20 protein-coding genes and 1 pseudogene are annotated in these 19,810 nt (G+C 58.3%); 13 read left to right on the top strand and 8 right to left on the bottom strand.

Going from position 1 to position 19,810, the window contains the following annotated elements:
- Window positions 1-22 precede the first annotated feature (22 nt).
- From rpmJ to rplQ, 5 genes and pseudogenes are all read left to right on the top strand, one after another.
- A complete protein-coding gene (gene rpmJ, locus D3791_RS02920; RefSeq protein WP_071894985.1) occupies window positions 23-136 on the top strand; it encodes a 50S ribosomal protein L36 in 114 nt (37 codons plus the stop codon).
- Between the two features lie 148 nt (window positions 137-284).
- Entirely contained in the window at window positions 285-659 is a 375-nt protein-coding gene (gene rpsM, locus D3791_RS02915) for a 30S ribosomal protein S13 (RefSeq protein WP_022874115.1), read from the top strand.
- Between the two features lie 43 nt (window positions 660-702).
- On the top strand, window positions 703-1,104 hold the full coding sequence (gene rpsK, locus D3791_RS02910) for a 30S ribosomal protein S11 (protein WP_022874114.1): 402 nt from the start codon (window positions 703-705) through the stop codon (window positions 1,102-1,104).
- A 167-nt stretch (window positions 1,105-1,271) separates the two neighbouring features.
- Window positions 1,272-2,273, top strand: coding sequence for a DNA-directed RNA polymerase subunit alpha (locus D3791_RS02905; protein WP_022874113.1), 1,002 nt, complete (start codon window positions 1,272-1,274; stop codon window positions 2,271-2,273).
- 83 nt (window positions 2,274-2,356) lie between these two features.
- Window positions 2,357-2,818: pseudogene (gene rplQ / locus D3791_RS02900) on the top strand (50S ribosomal protein L17); the annotation flags it as partial.
- A 128-nt stretch (window positions 2,819-2,946) separates the two neighbouring features.
- On the opposite strand, the gene D3791_RS02895 reads toward rplQ, so the two are convergent.
- A complete protein-coding gene (locus tag D3791_RS02895) occupies window positions 2,947-3,387 on the bottom strand; it encodes a hypothetical protein (protein WP_022874111.1) in 441 nt (146 codons plus the stop codon).
- A gap of 215 nt (window positions 3,388-3,602) precedes the next feature.
- On the bottom strand, window positions 3,603-4,040 hold the full coding sequence (locus D3791_RS02890; RefSeq protein ID WP_022874110.1) for a hypothetical protein: 438 nt from the start codon (window positions 4,038-4,040) through the stop codon (window positions 3,603-3,605).
- Window positions 4,041-4,350: 310 nt separating this feature from the next.
- Between D3791_RS02890 and truA the strand changes: the two genes are divergently transcribed.
- From truA to D3791_RS02865, 5 genes are all read left to right on the top strand, one after another.
- Entirely contained in the window at window positions 4,351-5,286 is a 936-nt protein-coding gene (gene truA, locus D3791_RS02885; RefSeq protein WP_172511265.1) for a tRNA pseudouridine(38-40) synthase TruA, read from the top strand.
- A 325-nt stretch (window positions 5,287-5,611) separates the two neighbouring features.
- Window positions 5,612-6,055 carry a 50S ribosomal protein L13 gene (gene rplM, locus D3791_RS02880; RefSeq protein WP_022874108.1) on the top strand — a complete coding sequence of 148 codons (444 nt, stop codon included), beginning with the start codon at window positions 5,612-5,614 and terminating at the stop codon, window positions 6,053-6,055.
- 38 nt (window positions 6,056-6,093) lie between these two features.
- Window positions 6,094-6,594, top strand: coding sequence for a 30S ribosomal protein S9 (rpsI, locus tag D3791_RS02875; RefSeq protein ID WP_022874107.1), 501 nt, complete (start codon window positions 6,094-6,096; stop codon window positions 6,592-6,594).
- Between the two features lie 170 nt (window positions 6,595-6,764).
- Entirely contained in the window at window positions 6,765-8,111 is a 1,347-nt protein-coding gene (gene glmM / locus D3791_RS02870) for a phosphoglucosamine mutase (RefSeq protein ID WP_172511264.1), read from the top strand.
- 147 nt (window positions 8,112-8,258) lie between these two features.
- Window positions 8,259-9,629 (top strand): UDP-glucose dehydrogenase family protein, encoded by a 1,371-nt coding sequence (locus tag D3791_RS02865; RefSeq protein ID WP_172511263.1) that lies wholly within the window; start codon window positions 8,259-8,261, stop codon window positions 9,627-9,629.
- A 67-nt stretch (window positions 9,630-9,696) separates the two neighbouring features.
- Here D3791_RS02865 and D3791_RS02860 read toward each other — a convergent pair whose 3' ends face one another.
- From D3791_RS02860 to D3791_RS02840, 5 genes are all read right to left on the bottom strand, one after another.
- Complete coding sequence (locus tag D3791_RS02860; RefSeq protein WP_172511262.1) at window positions 9,697-11,223, bottom strand: NAD(P)H-hydrate dehydratase; 1,527 nt, start codon at window positions 11,221-11,223, stop codon at window positions 9,697-9,699.
- 79 nt (window positions 11,224-11,302) lie between these two features.
- Complete coding sequence (locus D3791_RS02855) at window positions 11,303-11,653, bottom strand: holo-ACP synthase (protein ID WP_172511261.1); 351 nt, start codon at window positions 11,651-11,653, stop codon at window positions 11,303-11,305.
- 127 nt (window positions 11,654-11,780) lie between these two features.
- Window positions 11,781-12,920, bottom strand: a complete 1,140-nt coding sequence (locus tag D3791_RS02850; protein ID WP_172511260.1) for a mannitol-1-phosphate 5-dehydrogenase — start codon at window positions 12,918-12,920, stop codon at window positions 11,781-11,783.
- Window positions 12,917-14,902: a PTS mannitol transporter subunit IICBA gene (locus D3791_RS02845; RefSeq protein ID WP_022874096.1), complete on the bottom strand. Its 1,986-nt coding sequence runs from the start codon at window positions 14,900-14,902 to the stop codon at window positions 12,917-12,919. The genes D3791_RS02850 and D3791_RS02845 overlap by 4 nt, the downstream gene beginning before the upstream one ends.
- Before the next feature lie 72 nt (window positions 14,903-14,974).
- The gene (locus D3791_RS02840) at window positions 14,975-15,697 is read right to left on the bottom strand and encodes a TetR/AcrR family transcriptional regulator (protein ID WP_172511259.1); all 723 of its coding nucleotides are present in this window, start codon (window positions 15,695-15,697) and stop codon (window positions 14,975-14,977) included.
- A gap of 129 nt (window positions 15,698-15,826) precedes the next feature.
- Between D3791_RS02840 and D3791_RS02835 the strand changes: the two genes are divergently transcribed.
- Window positions 15,827-16,105, top strand: a complete 279-nt coding sequence (locus D3791_RS02835) for an HPr family phosphocarrier protein (RefSeq protein WP_172512885.1) — start codon at window positions 15,827-15,829, stop codon at window positions 16,103-16,105.
- Between the two features lie 85 nt (window positions 16,106-16,190).
- Here D3791_RS02835 and glmS read toward each other — a convergent pair whose 3' ends face one another.
- Window positions 16,191-18,062, bottom strand: a complete 1,872-nt coding sequence (gene glmS / locus D3791_RS02830; RefSeq protein WP_022874093.1) for a glutamine--fructose-6-phosphate transaminase (isomerizing) — start codon at window positions 18,060-18,062, stop codon at window positions 16,191-16,193.
- Between the two features lie 168 nt (window positions 18,063-18,230).
- Between glmS and coaA the strand changes: the two genes are divergently transcribed.
- Window positions 18,231-19,190 carry a type I pantothenate kinase gene (coaA, locus tag D3791_RS02825; protein WP_172512884.1) on the top strand — a complete coding sequence of 320 codons (960 nt, stop codon included), beginning with the start codon at window positions 18,231-18,233 and terminating at the stop codon, window positions 19,188-19,190.
- 122 nt (window positions 19,191-19,312) lie between these two features.
- Window positions 19,313-19,711 carry a large conductance mechanosensitive channel protein MscL gene (mscL, locus tag D3791_RS02820; protein WP_172511258.1) on the top strand — a complete coding sequence of 133 codons (399 nt, stop codon included), beginning with the start codon at window positions 19,313-19,315 and terminating at the stop codon, window positions 19,709-19,711.
- Window positions 19,712-19,810: the final 99 nt, after the last annotated feature.

The raw sequence follows: 19,810 nt of genomic DNA, 5'->3' as shown, positions 1-19,810 counted from the left end.
AACCGCATAGAGGAGTAAACCGTTGAAGGTTAACCCTAGCGTGAAGCCGATCTGCGACAAGTGCAAGGTAATTCGCCGCAATGGTCGCGTCATGGTGATCTGCGAGAACCCACGCCACAAGCAGCGTCAGGGCTAATTCCGTTTTTACGGGATTCCCACGCGTAGTCAATTAGGCAGTATCAGCTAGGACTTTTGTCCTGGTGTACCCCCGGATTCGGAGGCCGGGGCCGTGAGAGATCACGGATGGTACTGCTCCAGACCTCCGTTCGTTGAAAGGTAGCCACTTGGCTCGTTTAGCAGGCGTGGATATTCCACGCGAGAAGCGCGTAATCATCGCGCTGACTTACATCTACGGCGTGGGCAAGACCCGTGCAGAAGAGACCATCGCAGCGACCGGTATCAACCCGGACACTCGCGTCAAGGATCTCACCGATGACCAGCTCGTGCAGCTGCGCGACTTCGTCGAAGGCACTTACAAGGTAGAAGGTGACCTGCGCCGTGAGGTTCAGGCTGACATCCGCCGCAAGGTCGAGATCGGATCCTACGAAGGTATTCGTCACCGTAAGGGCCTGCCGGTCCGCGGTCAGCGCACCAAGACCAACGCACGTACCCGCAAGGGCCCGAAGCGTACCGTCGCAGGTAAGAAGAAGACTCGCTAAATCTTAGCGATCTAACTCAAATACTTTTTTCGTAGGAGAAGAAATGCCCCCAAAGACTCGTGGAGCGGTACGTAAGCCGCGTCGCAAGGACAAAAAGAATATTGCGCAGGGACAGGCGCATATCAAGAGCACCTTCAACAACACCATCGTATCGATCACCGATCCGACTGGCGCTGTTATCTCGTGGGCTTCGGCCGGCGAGGTAGGCATGAAGGGCTCGCGCAAGTCGACCCCATACGCTGCCCAGATGGCTGCTGAAGCCGCTGCAAAGCGCGCTCAGGAGCACGGCATGCGCAAGGTTGACGTTTTCGTCAAGGGCCCGGGCTCGGGACGCGAAACCGCGATCCGTTCGCTGCAGGCTGCTGGCCTTGAGGTTGGATCCATCCAGGATGTTTCCCCAAGCGCTCACAACGGTTGCCGCCCATCAAAGCGTCGCCGCGTCTAATTGATTCGCTAGGCTAGGCCTAAGAAGTCACCGAAGCATTCATCTGAGTGCTCCGGTGGCTATCTTGGACTCATTCGCCTGCAAAAGACGAACGGCCACCTAAGGCTACCGTCGTTTCCACCCCCGTGAGGCGTCATATAGCGGACGCTCGCTGAAAGGAAATGTAAGTGCTCATTACGCAGCGCCCAACCCTGACCGAAGAAGTAGTTGCCGAAAACCGCTCCCGGTTCGTAATCGAACCACTGGAGCCAGGCTTTGGTTACACCCTGGGTAACTCGCTTCGCCGTACCCTGCTCTCTTCGATTCCTGGTGCATCTGTCACCAGCATTCGAATTGACGGAGTACTGCACGAGTTCACCACCGTAGCCGGTGTCAAGGAAGACGTCACCGAACTGGTCTTGAACATCAAGAACCTGTCGGTCTCTTCCGAGCACGACGAGCCAGTCGTTGCCTACCTGCGCAAGCAGGGCCCAGGCATCGTTACTGCAGCGGACATCACCCCGCCAGCCGGTGTGGAGTTCCACAACCCTGATCTGCACATTGCAACCCTGAACGCCAATGGCAAGTTCGATATGGAACTGACCATTGAGCGTGGCCGTGGCTATGTGTCTGCCGCTCAGAACAAGAACATCGACGGCGAGATCGGTCGCATCCCTGTGGATTCGATCTACTCCCCAGTTCTGAAGGTAACCTTCCGCGTGGAAGCTACCCGTGTTGAGCAGCGCACTGACTTCGATCGCTTGATCGTTGACGTGGAGACCAAGGAATCGATCACCCCGCGCGATGCAGTTGCATCCGCAGGTACCACCTTGGTTGAACTGTTCGGCTTGTTCCGCGAGCTGAACACCGCAGCTGAAGGTATCGAAATCGGTCCATCGCCAACGGACGCAGCCATGGCTGCCGACATGGCTCTGCCGATCGAGGATCTGGAACTGACCGTTCGTTCGTACAACTGCTTGAAGCGTGAGGGCATCCACTCCGTGGGTGAACTCGTTACCCGCTCCGAGGCAGACTTGATGGACATCCGCAACTTCGGTGCGAAGTCCATTGACGAAGTCAAGGCCAAGCTGGTTGAACTGGGTCTGGCCCTGAAGGATTCCCCTCCAGGCTTTGATCTGGCCGCTCGTAGCGCCATCGAAGATGGCGACGAATACGACGAAGGTCTGTAAAGACCCGCGTCTAGCGACACACTACTTCATCCGCCGGCACGAGAGAATCGTGCCGGACGGGTTATTCATCTAGGAGAACCACAATGCCTACCCCTACCAAGGGTCCGCGTCTCGGCGGCAGTGCAGCACATGAGCGACTGATTTTCGCTAACATGTCGGCACAGCTCTTCGAGAACAAGAAGATCACCACCACCCTGACCCGCGCCAAGCGTCTGCGTCCACACGCAGAGCGCCTGATCACCTTCGCAAAGCGCGGAGACCTGGCATCGCGTCGTCGCGTTCAGGCCGTCATCGCTTCGCGTTCGCGCACCAACAAGTCGATCGTTCACGAACTGTTCGAGAACATCGCACCAGCAATGGCAAACCGCGAGGGTGGCTACACCCGCATCACCAAGATCGGTAACCGCAAGGGCGACAACGCTCCTATGGCAGTTATCGAGCTCGTGATGGAGCCAGTTTCGCCAAAGCAGGCCGTCGTCAAGGAAGCCACCAAGGCTACCGAGAAGGCTGCTGAAGCACCTGAGGCAGAGGCAACCGAAGAGGCATAAGTCCCCTTCGAGCTGAAGCTCGCACCCAAAGCGGTGATTAAAAGATTCCCGTTGAATCCGAAAGGATCCAACGGGAATCTTTTTGCTTTAAACAGCTGGTACCGGGGGAGTTGAAGTGCAGGGTCCTAGCTGAAGCTATCCATGCCCGGGCACGCCTCATCCAGATAGGCAGTGGCCTCGGAAGCTTCATCAGTCTCCAGGGCGGAGAGCTTCATGGAGATCTCGGCGGCATTCTCGCTGGTTCCCTGAGCCATGAGCTTGGAGACTTCCTGATTCTGTTCTGACTCAGCGGTCAAAGCCTCAACCAGCTTCTTGTCTTTGGTCTGGGAAGCAGCATCCCCGAGAATCGCATTGAACTCATCAATGATCTTGGCGTAATCCTTGGTCTCTCCAGCCACGAGCTGCTCACTGACATCGTCAGCCTTTTGCAGCAAGTCCTTCTCGACGACCTGGACGCTGATGAATGAACAGGTATCTTCGGTGTTCAGCTTTCCCGAGGAGCAACCAGTGATAACCGTGGCGGCCAGCGTCAGCACTGCGGCGCTGGCAGCAACCTTCTTGAGCATGTGATTCCTTGCGTAGAGATGATCGAGCGACAGTGGGCTTCGAGGGCCTTGTCAGCGTAGTTTTAAGCCTACACAAGCAAAGCATGCGGTTCCTGCGTTGTTGCGGGTAAAGGGAGTCCGAGTCCAAAGGCAAGTGGCCTTGGCCGAATCTCGTGATTCAGCCAAGGCCACTTCTGAAGTTCTAACGCCAAGGCATTGCCTCGGCGATGGGCGTCCTAGTCCAGCGCGTCCATGTTAGGGCAGGCCGTGTCCAGGTAGGCGGTCTTATCCTTGGTTTCTGCAGTATCAAGTTCCTGAACCTTGGTGGATTTTTCTTCCAAACTCAGACTCTCATCAGCCATCAGATCAACCATCTTATTCGTCTGCTCAACCGAGGCGTTCAACGCGTCAGCGAGCTTGTCGTCCTCAGTCTTACCTGCGGCTTCCTGCATGAGCGAAGTGAACTCGCCGACTGTGGATTTGAAACCTTCGGTATCACCGGACACCATTTTGGTGCCGGCAGCTTCCATCTTTTCTTTCAAGCCCTTTTCTTTGGCTTGATCATTGATGTACGTGCAGGTCTCCTCTGTGGACATCTTGGAGGACCCGCAGCCGGTCATGACTGTGGCTGCCAGCGTGAGTACCGCTGCGGTTGCTGCAATCTTCTTGAACATCGGTTTTCCTTGCGTAGTGATGATGGTGAGCGATGCCGATGCCGTGACGACATTGACTCTCATGCGTTACTCTACACAATGCAGTTATTAGTGACAGCGATCAGATACTTGTCTTACGAATTCAGGGGATGACTGTGCTGAATTCGGACGGCAGAAGCAAAGCCATCATCTTGCCTCGGGGCCACGGTGTGATGCGCCGCCAAAGTAGGGAATTGCTGATCGCTGTGTAGCGACTCTTGTATGGGTATGAGGCACACGTGATGTTGATCCAATTGGCTCCCGGTGCGGGCCAACACGCATAATTAAAACTATGAGCACTGAACCTGTCAGCATCGATCCAATGGGCACCTCAGCACTGGGGAGTACAGAAGACCCCGCATGGATCCGGATGCAGATGGTGCTCGGCTATGACGGTGCAGCCTATAGTGGCTGGGCCCGGCAGCCCAATGTCATCGGCGTTCAGCAGTTGGTCGAAGAAGCATTGGAAATGCTGGTGCGTCGCCGGGTGCGTGTTGTTGTGGCAGGACGCACCGACGCAGGAGTCCATGCGCGCCGGCAGGTAGTCCACTTCGACCTCACCCAAGCTGAATACGACGGCCTGCCGCGCAAGGCATCACTGGAACCAGGTCCAGCACTGGTACGCCGCATCAACGGCATTCTCGGCCGCCAGGATGGCGCTGTATGGGTCCATGAAGCCCAGCGTGCTCCCAAAGGATTCGACGCCCGATTCTCGGCGCTGGCTCGCCGCTACTCGTATCGCATTGCCGATGGGCAGCACCGCTGGGATCCGCTGACCCGACACCTGACGACATGGCACCGTGAAGAACTCGATGTCGAAGCCATGAACCGCGAAGCGCAGACAGTGCTCGGCCGACATGACTTCCTGACCTACTGCAAGCCCCGCCCGCATGCGACAACGATTCGTACATTGCAGGAGTTCAGCTTCACCCGCGGTGAAGATGGGCTAATCCTCGCTCACCTCAAGGCCGATGCCTTCTGCCACAATATGGTCCGTGCCCTCATCGGCGCAGCCATGATGGTGGGGGATGGGCGCGAACAGCCAGGATTCTTGGCCACCCGCTTGGAGCAGATGGTCCGAGACTCCAAGACCAAGCTTTCGCATCCGCGAGCCCTGGTACTTGAAGAGGTCTACTATCCCGAGGCCGATGAGCTGGCTGCCCGAGCGCTGCAGACCCGAGCCCTGCGCAGTGAAGATGAAGTCGAAGAGTCATCCGCACAAGGCTGAACAGCCGATAATCCCCGGGATCTTAAGGGTGTTGTTGCTCACGACGCTGATGCTTTTTTGGCCGGAAACACTTTAATCCGCTAAACTTTTATGAGTTGTGTATGTCCACGTTCGACACTACACGCCCAAGCGTGACGGCTTAGTTGCATAGTCGCTGGTCTGCTGGGTGTGCGAACACTATATGGACGGCCGGTTATCATCAGTCCTCACCTGACGTACTGGTCTAAACACAAGAACAACACGACAGTGCCTGTCACTGGGGGATCTCACCGCCTTCAGCCAAGCGACTGTTTGACCAGAAACGAATCAACGTAAGGCAATTACTGTGCGTACGTACACCCCAAAGCCGGCTGACCAGACTCGTCAGTGGTATGTCATTGACGCCACCGATGTAGTACTCGGCCGTCTCGCCGTCCAGGCCGCAACCCTGCTGCGCGGCAAGCACAAGCCAACCTTCGCTGCACACATGGACATGGGCGACCATGTCATCATCATCAATGCAGAAAAGGTTGCACTGACCGGTAAGAAGCTTGAGAACAAGCGCGCTTACCGCCACTCCGGTTTCCCAGGTGGCCTGAAGAGCATCAACTATGCAGATCTGCTGGAGAAGAACCCAGTTCTGGCTGTTGAGAAGGCTATCAAGGGCATGCTGCCTAAGAACAAGCTGTCTGCTGCTCAGCTCTCGAAGCTGAAGGTATACCGCGGCGCAGAGCACCCACACGCTGCTCAGTCGCCAAAGGCACTGGAAATCACCCAGGTCGCTCAGTAGTCCTGGCCCCGAGAAGAAATACTTAATAGGAGATTATCGTGGCTCAGAACGCTGAAGAAACCACTGAATTCGAAGGCGAGACCCCTTCGACCTACACCACCGAGACCTCTGCTTCGGCTGCAGTTGCTGAAACCGAACGTGCTCCACTGACCGTTCCAGGTGCAGCAGTTGGCCGTCGCAAGCAGGCTATCGCCCGCGTTCGCCTGGTACCAGGCTCCGGCAAGTGGACCGTAAACGGTCGCGAGCTGGACAACTTCTTCCCAAACAAGCTGCACCAGCAGGATGTTAACGAGCCATTCAAGGTTTTGGGTCTGGAAGGCGCATACGACGTTATCGCACGCATCAACGGCGGCGGCATCTCCGGTCAGGCTGGCGCACTGCGCCTGGGCATCGCCCGTGCACTGAACGAGATCGACCGCGACGCTAACCGCGCCACCCTGAAGAAGGCCGGTTACCTGACCCGTGACGCACGCGTCATCGAGCGTAAGAAGGCTGGTCTGAAGAAGGCACGTAAGGCTTCGCAGTTCTCGAAGCGCTAAACCTTACTTCAAGGTCTTTTCCGAAGGCTCCGACTCCCCGCAAGGGAAGTTGGGGCCTTCGGCCTTTAATCTCGCCATCTTTGAGGACCGCATTAATCTTTTCTCATTCCATACCTGTCGCATCGCTTCAACGAGGATAAATCGAAGTAGAGGGCATATGATTGGAAACGATGGCAAGATTATTTGGGACCGATGGGGTCCGAGGAAAAGCAAACGAACTGTTAACTCCCGAGTTAGCGCTGGAACTGGCGCAGGCAGCCTCCGTGGTGCTGGGCTTGAGCCAGCCAGAAGACGGGCACAAGCCTGTTGCAGTGGTGGCAAAAGACCCGCGCATCAGCGGCGACTTCCTGTCCGCGGCAATCGAGGCTGGCCTGGCCGCCTCGGGTGTGGACGTCATGGACGCCGGCACGCTGCCTACTCCCGCAGCAGCCTTCTTGGTAGGAGACCTGGACGCCGACTTCGGTGTCATGATCTCCGCGTCGCACAACGCCGCTCCAGATAACGGCATCAAGTTCTTGGCTCGCGGTGGCAAGAAGCTTGATGACTCGCTGGAAGACGCGATCGAAGCGTGCCTGAAGATGCCAAAGCCTCGTCCCACCGGTGGCGAAGTCGGCCGCGTTGCACGTTTTGCCGACGCCGAAGACCGCTACATCATGCACCTGCTCCAGGCGCTGCCAAACCGCATCGACGGTTTGAAGGTCGTCTTGGACTGCGCACACGGCGCTGCTTCGGGCTGCTCCCCGGAAGTATTCAAGGCTGCCGGCGCTGAAGTCATCGTCATTGGCGCAGACCCGGACGGCATCAACATCAATGACGGCTATGGCTCCACCCACCTGGAGAAGCTGCAGGCTGCTGTGCTGGAGCACAAGGCAGACCTGGGCATCGCCCACGACGGCGACGCTGATCGTTGCCTGGCAGTAGACCATGAGGGCTCCGTCGTTGACGGCGACCAGATCATGGCCATCATGGCACTGGACATGAAGGACCGCGGCGAGCTGAAGGACGACACCCTCGTTGCCACCGTGATGAGCAACCTCGGATTGAAGCTGGCCATGGAAGCTGCAGGAATCACCCTGAAGCAGACCGGCGTCGGTGACCGCTACGTTCTTGAAGGAATGCACGAAGGAAACTACTCGCTTGGTGGCGAGCAGTCAGGCCACGTGATCTTCTCCAAGCACGCAACCACCGGCGACGGCGTCCTGACCGGTCTGATGATCGCAGCGCGCGTGAAGGCAACCGGCAAGTCCCTGAAGGAACTGGCTTCGGTGCTCACCGTTCTGCCGCAGGTGCTGATCAACGTGCGAGGCGTCGACAAGGCTGCAGCACCTGAGTCTGAGCCGCTGCAGCGCGATGTTGCCGCCGCCGAAGCCCGCCTGGGTTCCACGGGACGTGTACTACTGCGCCCCTCGGGTACCGAGCCTGTGGTCCGCGTGATGGTTGAAGCAGCTACGCATGACCAGGCACAGGCTGAGGCCGAGACCCTCGCCGCTTCGGTCAAGGAATACCTTTCCCTGTAGTTCAGCTGACGTTCAGCAACTAATACGTAAATATCGAGAAAACTCACACCCCCGTACAGTGTTCTGCACACGAACACCCTACGGGGGTGTGGCATGCTAACTAGTAGAAACAGACATCGGTTCGTGTTCTCGGAGAGAAGGACTTTCGTGACTCTACGCATCAGCGTGATCGGCACCGGCTACCTCGGTGCAACCCATGCCGCCTGCATGGCAGAACTGGGCTATGAAGTCATTGGCGTCGATGTAGACAAGGCCAAGCTGGAATCACTGGCAGCAGGAATCCTGCCGTTCCATGAACCAGGCCTGCCGGAACTGCTGCGCAAGAACGTAGCCTCCGGACGCCTCCGCTTCACGGACGACTACGAAGACGTAGCCGCCAATGCAGATATCCACTTCATCACAGTTGGCACCCCGCAGCGTGCGGACTCGCAGTCTGCTGACCTGTCGTACGTCGATGGTGCCGTCGACTCGCTGCTTGAACACATCACTGGCGATGCGTTGATTGTCGGCAAGTCGACCGTGCCCGTGGGCACCGCGCGCCGGCTGAGCGAAAAGATTGCCCAGGACGCCAAGCCGGGAAGCAACATCGCCATTGCCTGGAACCCCGAATTCCTGCGCGAGGGATTCGCGGTGAAGGATACGTTGCGTCCCGACCGCCTGGTCTACGGCCTCGAAGACGGACGCGGACTGGAACTGTTGCGTGAAGTCTACGCATCGGTGCTGGCACAAGATGTCCCTGAAATCGTCACTGACCTTGAGACCGCGGAGCTGGTGAAGGTCGCAGCCAATGCTTTCCTTGCCACCAAGATTTCCTTTATCAACGCCTTCGCTGAGGTCACCGAGACGGTGGGCGGCAACATCAAGACCCTGGCTGACGCTATCGGCCACGATAAGCGCATTGGACGCCAGTTCCTGAACGCTGGAGTAGGCTTTGGCGGCGGATGCCTGCCGAAGGACATCCGTGCCCTCCAGGCGCGCGTGAGCGAGCTGGGCCTGACCCAGACCATGGGCTTCCTCGGCGAGGTGGACCAGATCAACCTGCGCCGCCGAGACCGTGTCGTTTCCCTGGCCTCCAACATGCTGGGCAACGAACTGGCCGGCAAGCACATCTGCGTGCTCGGCGTGACCTTCAAGCCCAACAGCGATGACGTGCGCGATTCGCCAGCGCTGGACATCGCCGTGCGACTGTACAACGCAGGCGCCGAAGTCTCGGTCTACGACCCAGAAGGAAATGCCAACGCAGCAGGACGCTTCCCACGCCTGAACTACGTGGACTCGCATCAGGAAGCTGCCCGCAACGCGGACCTGACCCTGGTGCTGACCGAATGGCAGGAATTCCGCGACCTGGATCCCAACGAGCTCGGCGAAGTTGTCGCATCCAAGATGCTCATCGATGGCCGCAACGTGCTGGACCGGCCGGCCTGGCGCGAGCAGGGCTGGGTCATGACCGGCCCGGGCGAGTACTTCGAGCTCAATAGCAATAACGCTGCGACGGGACCGGTACCGGTTCAGCAGTAGCACCCCTTGAATAGCAAAAATGCGGTTGTCGTCGACAACCGCATTTTTTGCGTTTTAGCTCAGATGCTTAGAACCCGAAGTGCTTCATGACCTTTGGCAGGTTATCGATCAGGCGAGAAGCGCTGACTGTGCCATCTTCGGCAGCCACTCGGCCAAGGTGGCCATGGATGATGGCAGCGCAGGCAGCGAGTTCCATGATGCGACGGTTAGGCACAGTGCGCAGGCCCTGGGTGCCCGTCAGCGAGTTGTCCGAGAGCAGGTAGCCAAGAATGCCCGTGAGGACATCGCCGCTACCGGCAGTAGCCAGCTGAGGAGCTGAGTGGGAAACCACCAGGCTGGTGCCGTTAGGTGCCACGATGTAAGTGGTGGGGCCCTTCAGGAGCACCACAGCGTTGTATGCCAGAGCAGCCCAGCGGGTCCACCGAATCGGATCCTGCTCAATTTCATCAGGGGTGACCTTGACGCCTGCTCGGCCCAGAAGCATGCGCAATTCCTTGGAATGCGGGGTGAGCACACGGGGCTGCTCGCTGGGACCAGTAGGGACAACTTCAAGACCTGAAGCATCAATGACCGCTGGCTGGCGGCTGGCGAAGACTTCCGCGATAACACCGGTTGGGGGAGTGCGTCCATCAAGGCCAGGACCTATAGCCCAGGCCGAGATCTTGGCTCCCTTGCCGTGCAGGTGGCGACGTGAGGAAGACAATGCTTCCTTGATCTGCTCATCATCCAGAGGGACGGACTCAGGCACAGAAGCGGCGACCAGCGGCCGAACTGATTCAGGCACATGGGTGCGAAGCAGGCCAACGCCGCAGTTCACGGCAGACTTGGCGGTTAGCTGAGCTGCGCCAGGGTAGAGGTCAGAACCGGCGATGAGGCCCAAGACGCCACGCTGGTACTTGTGCCGTCCGGCATCACGCCATGAACGGTGCTGGTTCAGAAGTTCCAGCGCCGCAGCTTCATCAACCAACTGGGTCTCCGGCGTTACGGAGGAAAAATCGAAGTCGAGATCTGCCACGGTGATGTCACCGGTCACCAGAGGAGCATCAATGGTCAACAGGCCGGACTTCATGGCTCCGAAGGTCACCGTGCGCTCGGCACGCAGAACGTTGTCTTCAGCGACACCGGTTTCAGGGTTCAGACCCGATGGGACGTCGCACGCGAGAACACGGGCGTTCGCGGGAAGGGAAGGCAGCGGGGAACCGGCGCGGTAGCCCAGGCCGTAAAGGGCATCGATGATCAGCGACGCGTTGGCGAGTTCGCCCTGGCCGTCAGAAAAATCAGTGAGGGATCCGCCGGCGCTCTGGTAGGCAGAGGCCGCTTCGACATGAACCTGCTCTGCGTACTGCAATGCCAGCGTGGAGATTCCCTGCTCTTGCAGCTGGGCTAGCGCATATAGGCCATCCCCGCCGTTTTTGCCGGGTCCGATGAGGGCGATAACAAAGGCAGGTTCCGTGCCCGGATTGTCAGCCAACATGGCGACGGCCGTTGAAGCCAATTCTGCGGCGGCTTGCTTCATCAAGCTCGCTTCGCCACGCGTGGAAATCTCCTGGGACTCAACCGCACGAATCTGCGCAACACTGTAGACAGAGATCATAAATCACACAATACTCAAGGCCGTCGGCGGAATCCCTATTTAATGCCAAACGTGTCGTTATTCTTTTGTTTTGGAATTACTAGCGTTCCGCGACAACCATGGCGATTGCCATGTCGCCGTCGTGTGACATGGTCAGATGCCATGAAGTGATGCCCCGCTGTTCACTGGCCTCGGCAACCGAACCGGTGTTGTGGATCTGCGGATCACCAGCTTCGTCTTTGCGGATGGTGCAGTCCTGCCAGTTCATCCCGGCAGGTCCGCCCAGCGCTTTGGCGATGGCTTCCTTGGCAGCGAAACGGGCGGCGAGGGAACGAAGCGGCAAATCGCGTTCTTCCGCAGTGAAGAGGCGCTCTTTCAGGCGTGGGGTCTTTTCGAGCTGTCGGCCAAATCGTGGCACGTCAACAATGTCCACTCCAATACCTGCAATCATGGGTTCCATTATATCGACCGGCACTTGCAGAAATTCACTGGGGCAGTGTCTGCGGAAACGACCGAGGGGCCTCGCGCTGCCATGTGGCAACGCGAGGCCCCGCGAGTTCGAGCAGTGGATGCCGCTGTTACGCGGCGGCTTCAATCAGGGAGCTCACCTTGGTGAAGAGCGGATGCTCTGGCTCCAGTGAGGTGATCGAGGCAGTAGCCTCATCAGCGGACTGGCTTGCCAGGATCTTGTGCAGGGTGGCTGCTTCCTCATCCTCTGGTGCATTGAAGCGAAGAGCGGCCGCAATGGCTTCTTCCAGTGCTTCGGTTTCCATTCCCCGCTCAGCCAGATCAGCGGCCGGGCCGATGAAGCGTTCGTGGCGGCTGAGCTTGCGCATTGGCGCTCGGCCTACACGGCCCACGGTATCCGGAAGGTGAGGGTTGGTGAAGCGGGTCAGGATCTTCTGCACATAGGCTTCCTGCGCGATGGGATCCAAACCATGCTTGGTTACCAGCAGTGCCTTGGTCTCCTGCAGGACTGCATTGACCTTCTGCGAGATCTGCTCATCAGCCATGGCATCAGAGATCTTCTCAATCCCAGCGGCAGCACCGAAGTACGCGGCACTGGCGTGGCCGGTATTGACCGTGAAGAGCTTGCGTTCAATGTAAGGCAGCAATTCATCGACAAATGTTGCCCCGGGAATCGCTGGTTCATTTCCGCGGAATGGGGTGCGGTCGATGACCCACTCGTAGAAGGTCTCCACGGTGACATCAAGGTTCTGGCCTGGTGCCTGCGCCGGGACGATGCGGTCCACCGCGGTGTTGGCAAAGGTAGCACGCACAGCCAGATCATGCTCGGCACCCTCCCAAGCGGACTGGATTTCCTGCTGCAGGATGTCGGTGGCGTTGATGGCGTTTTCACACGCCATCACGTGCAGCGGAGCCAGGCCAGCCGACCGCTGGGCCAGCCCCTGCGCGATGGCCGGCGCAACGAACTTCAGGATGTGCGGGCCGACCGCGGTGGTAACCAAGTCAGCGGTGGCAATCTGCTCGATGAGCTCGGCCTGCTGGGTGCCGGAGTTCAAGGCGCTGAAGCCGGTGACGACCTTGTCCTGTCCTTCCTGGCCGACCTCGTGCACGGTGTAGCTGTCGGCCGCCGCGAGGCTATCGATCAGCTCTGCTGCGACGTCGGCGAAGACGATGTCATAACCGGCTTCGTGCAGCAGTAAGCCGACAAATCCTCGGCCGATGTTTCCCGCTCCAAAATGTACGGCTTTCACTTAGTGTTGACCTTTCCGAATAGATCAAGGATTTCCTGTACGGAGGTGGCCTGCTCCAGCTGGGCGACCTGTTCCTTGTTGGTGAAGATCTTGGCAATGGAAGCCAGGATCTTCAGATGTTCATTGTTCAGGCCCGCGACGCCCACAACAAACTTCACGTCCTTGCCGCCCCAGTCGATACCTTCCGGGTAGCGGACAACGGCAACAGCCGAGTGGTTGATGTGTTCTTTGGCGTCATTGGTGCCGTGGGGGATAGCCAAGAAGTTGCCCATGTACGTGGATACCGAAGTCTCACGTTCGTGCATGGCCTTCACGTAGTCTGCATCGACGGAGCCGCGCTGCATCAGCAGCTGGCCGACTTCCTCGATGGCCGAGTCGCGTTCGGTGGCAGTACCAGCGAGGATAACGCCGTCAGACTTGAGGATCTCGTTGCCTGGCTGCGCTTCATCAGCCGCGGCTTCAGAAGACTCGTCAGCGGTCGCGGCCGTTGCTGTGGCTGCTGCGGCCGGAGCTGCTGCCGCGGTGCCAGCGTCAGCAGGCTCATCGGCGCCGCCGTTGCTCTTGCGGACCAGCTCAACGATCTCGTCATAGCGTGGGCTATTCATGAAGTTGTCCACCGAGACGTGCGTGGCGCTTTCGGTCTTCGGCTTCGCGCGGTCGGTGAGGTCCTGGTGGGTCACCACGATGTCGTATGTATCAGTCAGGTTGGCGATGGCCGAGTTGGTGACCTTGACGTCGCCAAAGCCCGCATCCTTGATCTTGTTGCGCAGTACTGAGGCGCCCATAGCGCTGGAACCCATGCCTGCATCGCAGGCGAAGACAACATTGCGGATTGGGCCGGAGACTGCACCAGCTGAAACCAGCGAGGAAGCTACGGAGCTCTTCTTGCCCTTCATGGCTTCCATCTTCGAGGTGGCTTCGCCCAGCTCATCGCCATCGGAGGCCTTGCTGAACTTCAAGATGAGCGCCGCGACGACGAAGGAAACGATGGCTGCGAAGAGCACCGAGAGCGTGACGCCGAGGTAGCTGTCCTTGGAGGCTGCCGCGTAGACGGCCAGGATGCTGCCCGGGGCTGCCGGGGAGCGAAGACCGGCACCGGTGACCACCAGGGTGAACACGCCGGCCATGCCGCCGAGGATTGGTGCCAGAACGATCACTGGCTTCATCAGCACGTAAGGGAAGTAGATTTCGTGGATACCGCCGACAAACTGGATCAGCGCGGCACCCGGTGCCGAAGCGCGGGCCATGCCGCGGCCGAAGACAGTGTAGGCCAGCAACAGGCCAAGACCTGGGCCAGGGTTGGATTCCAGCAGGAACAGCATGGACTTGCCAGCGTTCAGGGATTCCTCGGTGCCCAGCGGGGTGAGGATGCCGTGGTTGATGGCGTTGTTCAGGAACAGGATCTTGGCTGGCTCAATCAAGATGCTGGTTAGTGGCAGCAGGCCGTGCTGGACCAGGAAGTCCACGGCTGCTGCAGCGCCCTGGCTGAAGGCCTTCACTGCCGGGCCGACTATCAGCATGCCCAGGATGGCCATGATGGCGGCGAGGATACCGGCGGAGAAGTTGTTCACCAGCATTTCGAAGCCAGGCTTGATGCGGCCTTCCCACAGTGCATCCAGCTTCTTCATGACCCATGCGGCCAGTGGGCCCATGATCATGGCGCCGATGAACATCGGGATATCGGTACCTACGATCACGCCCATGGTCGCTGCGGCGCCAACAACGCCACCGCGCAAACCATAGATGGCATGTCCACCGGTGTAGCCGATCAGCAATGGCAGCAGGAAGGTGATCATTGGATCTACCAGCAACGCCAGCTTTTCGTTTGGCAGGAAGCCATCCGGGATGAACAGGGCTGTAATCAGGCCCCAGGCGATGAACGCGCCGATGTTGGGCATGATCATGCCCGAGAGGAAGGTGCCAAACTTTTGGACACCGACTCTCAAGCCGGCGCGTGGTTTTTCAACCGTTTCTGTTTCCATGACTAATCCTAAGAATTCGCCCGGGGGCGGGTAGTAGATCTGGAGATTATGAGTGGCCGTGGCACTTCGAGGCTATCCGGAGGCAGAGATCCTGTGAAGCCATTCCAAGAACAGCTTGAGTTCCGAGCTGGATAGCTCATTGGAGCTGGAAGACTGCAACGCCGCGTTCAAGGCGATCGCGGCAACCACGACGGAGGACTGGTTGGTGGGTTCGGACAATTGGGCGTGGGCTTCATCATTGAACACTGCCTGGATCATGGAGTCCCGCGTCATCGTGGACAACTCCAAATTGCGTCGGTCGGCTGACTCGGCGATGAGCATCAAGGTCACTCCGACGTTGGCGGCCATGATACTGCGTGCCGCTTCGTGGGGTGGGACCTTCAACTGTCCGGCTATGGCTGCACGGTTCAACCGTTCCGCCACCAGCTGTTCGGCTTCCGCGATGATTGCCGGACGGCTCTCGGGGCGGATGTTGCCAAACAGGACCAAATAAAGATGTGTTTTATCAAGGCCAAACTGTACGTGGCCATCCCAGAGGCGTCGGATGTCTTCGATGGGATTGGAATCCAGATCGATGGCTCGTTCGCCTGCCAGGTACTCTTCGAATCCTGCGGTGACTACTGCATTGAACAGTCCTTCCTTATCTCCGAAGTGGTGGTAGAGAGTTGGTGCGGTTACACCGGCGAGTTTTGTGATTTGCCGAGTCGACACCGGTTCACTGCCTGCATTCGCCAGCAACTCGGTAGCTGCGCGCAAAAGGCGAGTTTTCGGAGGCAACTGGTCATTGGAACTCATACGCGTTACCCTACCACTTATAGCGCTGTTATATGAAGTGAATCACAGGAGCGCTCACGTGCCAAGTAGCCACCGGGTGGCTCACGGCCGGGATGTCTTTGAAAATCCGCTAAGAATCAGAGGAAAATGATGATTGAACGTACCGCCACCATCGGTAGCCGAGTCGGTTTGCACGCACGCCCTGCCGCGATCTTCGCAGAGGCTGCCAGCGAATATGATTTCGAGATCACCATCGCGCGTGAAGGCGAGCCAGCAGACGAAGCAGGAGACGCCAGCAGCATCCTGACGCTGATGGGTTTGGGAGCCGAGCATGGGGAAGCAGTGGTGTTGCGCAGCGAAGATGCCGGTGCCGCAGAAGCACTCGAAGCCTTGGCGGCAGTTCTCGAAACCGACCACGACGCCAGCTAGGGATAGCGCTTCAAGTTTCTTGGGTTAACAGCTAAAGGGCCACACCAAAAAATGGTGTGGCCCTTTAGCGTGGGTCGTGCGTGGATTACTCCACGGTCACCGACTTAGCCAAGTTGCGTGGCTGGTCAACGTCGTAGCCCTTGGCTGAAGCCAGCTCGCAAGCGAACAGCTGCAGCGGAACGGTGGTCAGCAGCGGCATCAGCAGGGTTGGGGTCTCCGGTACGTAGAAGACGAACTCTGCGTATGCGCGTACGTCCTCATCGCCGGACTCCGCGATAACCAGGGTGTTTGCGCCACGGGCGCGAACTTCCTGGATGTTGGAGACAACCTTCGAGTGCAGGGAGTCGCGGCCGCGTGGGGAAGGAACCACCACGAAGACCGGCTGGTCCTGCTCGATGAGCGCGATTGGACCGTGCTTGAGCTCGCCGGCGGCGAAGCCTTCCGCGTGGATGTAGGCGATTTCCTTGAGCTTCAAGGCGCCTTCCATTGCTACCGGGTAGCCAACGTGGCGACCCAGGAACAGCACCGATGGAACCTGGGCCATCTTGCGTGCAACAGCCTTGATCTCTTCGCCGCGGTCCAGGATGTCCTGGATCTTGGCTGGGATCTTGCCGAGGTCAGCAAGGATGTCCTTGATCTGGCCCTGGAACAGGTTGCCGCGCAGCTGTGCCAGGTACAGGCCCAGCAAGTAGGTCGCGGTGATCTGAGCCAGGAAGGCCTTGGTGGATGCCACAGCGATTTCCGGACCAGCGTGGGTGTACAGCACTGCGTCGGATTCGCGCGGGATGGTGGACCCGTTGGTGTTGCAGATGGACAGGGTCTTGGCGCCCTGTTCCTTGGCGTAGCGAACAGCCATCAAGGTGTCCATGGTCTCGCCGGACTGGGAGATGGAAACAATCAGGGTGTTCGAATCAACGATTGGTTCGCGGTAGCGGAACTCGTGGGAGAGCTCAACCTCAACCGGGATGCGGCACCAGGACTCGATAGCGTACTTGGCAACGGTGCCGGCGTAAGCGCTGGTACCGCAAGCAAGAACAACAATCTTGTTGACCTGTGCCAGCTCATCAGGGGTGATGCGAAGTTCATCAAGGGTCAGGCGGCCGTTAGCGTCCGAGCGACCCAGCAGGGTGTCGGCCACAGCGGCTGGCTGGTCAAAGATTTCCTTCTCCATGAAGGAAGCGAAGCCGCCCTTTTCAGCGCTGGCTGCATCCCAGTCAACGGTGAATTCCTTGCCCTCGGCAGGGGTGCCGTTGAAGTCGATGATCGAGTGGCTGTCTGGGGTGATGGTGACAATCTGGTCCTGACCCAGTTCCACGGCACGACGGGTGAAGTCGATGAATCCGGAAACATCGGAACCGAGGAAGTTCTCGCCATCGCCCAAACCGAGAACCAGCGGCGAGTTGCGGCGGGCAGCCACAACAACACCTGGGTGGTCCTGGTGGACAGCCAACAGGGTGAAGGCACCCTCAAGACGCTGAACGGCCAACTGCATGGCACGAGTCAGATCGCCTTCGGCTTGGGTGGTGTAGATCTTGCCCAGCAAAGCGGCTGCAACTTCGGTGTCGGTTTCCGAGAGGAAAGTGACGCCTTCAGCCAGCAGCTCGGCCTTGATACCGGCAAAGTTCTCAATAATTCCGTTGTGGATCATGGCAAGCTTGCCACCATCGGCTAGGTGTGGGTGGGCGTTGCCATCACTCGGCCCACCGTGGGTTGCCCAACGGGTGTGTCCAATGCCAGTCATCGACTTGGGCAGTGGAGCTTCAGCAATTTCATTCTCCAAGTTGGCCAGCTTGCCGGCCTTCTTGCGAGAGTGAATAGCGCCATCGGCAACAACTGCGACACCAGCCGAGTCGTAACCGCGGTATTCCAACCGGCGCAAACCTTCAATCAAAACGTCGAGGGCACCGTGGTCGGTAACTCGGCTCGAGGTTCCTGCATATCCAACAATTCCGCACATGCGTAAAATCCTACCGGCTGAAACCCTATCGACGGGAACAATCGTGTTTCAGCCCTCAAAATTCGGTGTGTAGTGGCTCACTTTATCGACATGGAAATCAAGGCGGATAATAAGAGTGGAAACCCGTTAATTGGGATGTGGAGCATATTCTTGGCAGAATTTGACCTCGTGGAACCACACGGAACACTTGAAACACCCATCTCGCCTTTTGTTGATCTTGAGCGCGAGACCTGGGCGCGGCTCTCCGATCAAATGGAACAGCCGCTGAACATCTCTGACATTGAACGGCTGCGTGGCCTCGGTGATGAACTGGATCTCCAAGAGGTCCGGGACGTCTACCTGCCACTGAGCCGCCTGTTGTATCTCTACGTCGAAGGCGCCGGAGCGACACACCAGGCAACCACCACCTTCCTCGGCGAGCAGACCACCCGCACCCCATTTGTCATTGGCGTGGCCGGGTCTGTTGCCGTCGGTAAATCAACCACCGCCCGTGTGCTGCAGGAAATGCTGCGCCGCTGGCCGCAGACTCCTGACGTGCAGCTTATTACCACTGACGGTTTCCTGTACCCGAATGCCGAGCTTGAGCGACGCGGCATCATGCACCGCAAGGGCTTCCCGGAATCCTATGACCGCCGCGCACTGTTGCGCTTCGTCTCATCGGTGAAGTCGGGCGTGCCGGAAGTGAGCACCCCGGTGTATTCGCACCTTACTTATGACATTGTTCCGGGGGAGCGCAACGTGGTGCGCAGCCCGCAGGTGCTCATCGTCGAGGGCCTGAATGTCCTGCAGCCAGCGCGGACCCGTTCCGATGGAACTGTGGGCCTGGCACTGAGCGACTTCTTCGATTTCTCGGTTTATGTTGATGCACGTACCAGCGACATTGAAGAGTGGTACATCAATCGATTCATGCGTTTGCGCTCCGGCGCCTTCGCGGATCCGGCCAGCTACTTCCACCGTTACTCGCAATTGACGGATGAAGAGGCACATGAAACGGCTCACGGCATCTGGAAACGGATCAACGAACCGAATCTGAAAGAAAACGTGTTGCCAACCCGTGGCCGCGCCCAGCTGGTTCTGCGGAAATCCGCTGATCACTCGGTGCGACGTATGCTCCTGCGAAAGATTTAACCTGAAGTTGAAGGTTCATAAAGTGTCGAACAGAAGAACGTAATCTGGGAGTTTCCCGAATTTATCGATTTCATCTGGGGATTTACCCTTGATCCTGTGCTTAGCCTGTGTATGCTACAAACATGCTTAAAGGTTTCCGCGATTTTATTATGAAGGGCAACGTTGTCGATCTGGCCGTTGCTGTTGTGATCGGCGCTGCCTTCGGCGCCGTCGTTACCGCTCTTGTTGACAACATCTTGATGCCGTTGATTGCTGCATTGGTCGGTAAGCCGTCTTTCGATGACGTCCTTCGATTCACCCTGAACGGATCCGAAATTGCTTTCGGGTCCTTCCTGACCGCCCTCGTTAACTTCCTGCTGATCGCTGCAGCTGTCTACTTCGCGTTGGTGTTCCCAATGCAGAAGCTGAACGAAAAGCTTGCAGCTCGCCGTGGCCTGACCGAGGAAGAAGCTGCAGAAGAGCCAGACCCACAGCTGGCACTGCTGGAGCAGATCCGCGACGAACTGAAGAACCTGCGCTAGACGCACAAACGAAACCGCTCCTAAGGGGCGGACCACTACATCGCAAGATGTTCTGGTCCGCCCCTTCTAGCTTTTAACCACGGATGTGCTCTACTGCGC

This window comes from Glutamicibacter mishrai, assembly GCF_012221945.1.
GTDB lineage: Bacteria > Actinomycetota > Actinomycetes > Actinomycetales > Micrococcaceae > Glutamicibacter > Glutamicibacter mishrai.
This window is presented reverse-complemented; position numbering and strand designations above follow the sequence as displayed.

Bases quoted from the DNA above. Each gene is read 5' to 3' on its own strand.
- D3791_RS02860 (WP_172511262.1), bottom strand. From the start codon at position 11,223: ATGATCTCTGTCTACAGTGTTGCGCAGATTCGTGCGGTTGAGTCCCAG.
- D3791_RS02890 (WP_022874110.1), bottom strand. From the start codon at position 4,040: ATGTTCAAGAAGATTGCAGCAACCGCAGCGGTACTCACGCTGGCAGCC.
- D3791_RS02840 (WP_172511259.1), bottom strand. From the start codon at position 15,697: ATGAGTTCCAATGACCAGTTGCCTCCGAAAACTCGCCTTTTGCGCGCA.
- truA (WP_172511265.1), top strand. From the start codon at position 4,351: ATGAGCACTGAACCTGTCAGCATCGATCCAATGGGCACCTCAGCACTG.
- glmS (WP_022874093.1), bottom strand. From the start codon at position 18,062: ATGTGCGGAATTGTTGGATATGCAGGAACCTCGAGCCGAGTTACCGAC.
- glmM (WP_172511264.1), top strand. From the start codon at position 6,765: ATGGCAAGATTATTTGGGACCGATGGGGTCCGAGGAAAAGCAAACGAA.
- rpsK (WP_022874114.1), top strand. From the start codon at position 703: ATGCCCCCAAAGACTCGTGGAGCGGTACGTAAGCCGCGTCGCAAGGAC.
- D3791_RS02835 (WP_172512885.1), top strand. From the start codon at position 15,827: ATGATTGAACGTACCGCCACCATCGGTAGCCGAGTCGGTTTGCACGCA.
- D3791_RS02855 (WP_172511261.1), bottom strand. From the start codon at position 11,653: ATGATTGCAGGTATTGGAGTGGACATTGTTGACGTGCCACGATTTGGC.
- D3791_RS02895 (WP_022874111.1), bottom strand. From the start codon at position 3,387: ATGCTCAAGAAGGTTGCTGCCAGCGCCGCAGTGCTGACGCTGGCCGCC.
- D3791_RS02845 (WP_022874096.1), bottom strand. From the start codon at position 14,902: ATGGAAACAGAAACGGTTGAAAAACCACGCGCCGGCTTGAGAGTCGGT.
- mscL (WP_172511258.1), top strand. From the start codon at position 19,313: ATGCTTAAAGGTTTCCGCGATTTTATTATGAAGGGCAACGTTGTCGAT.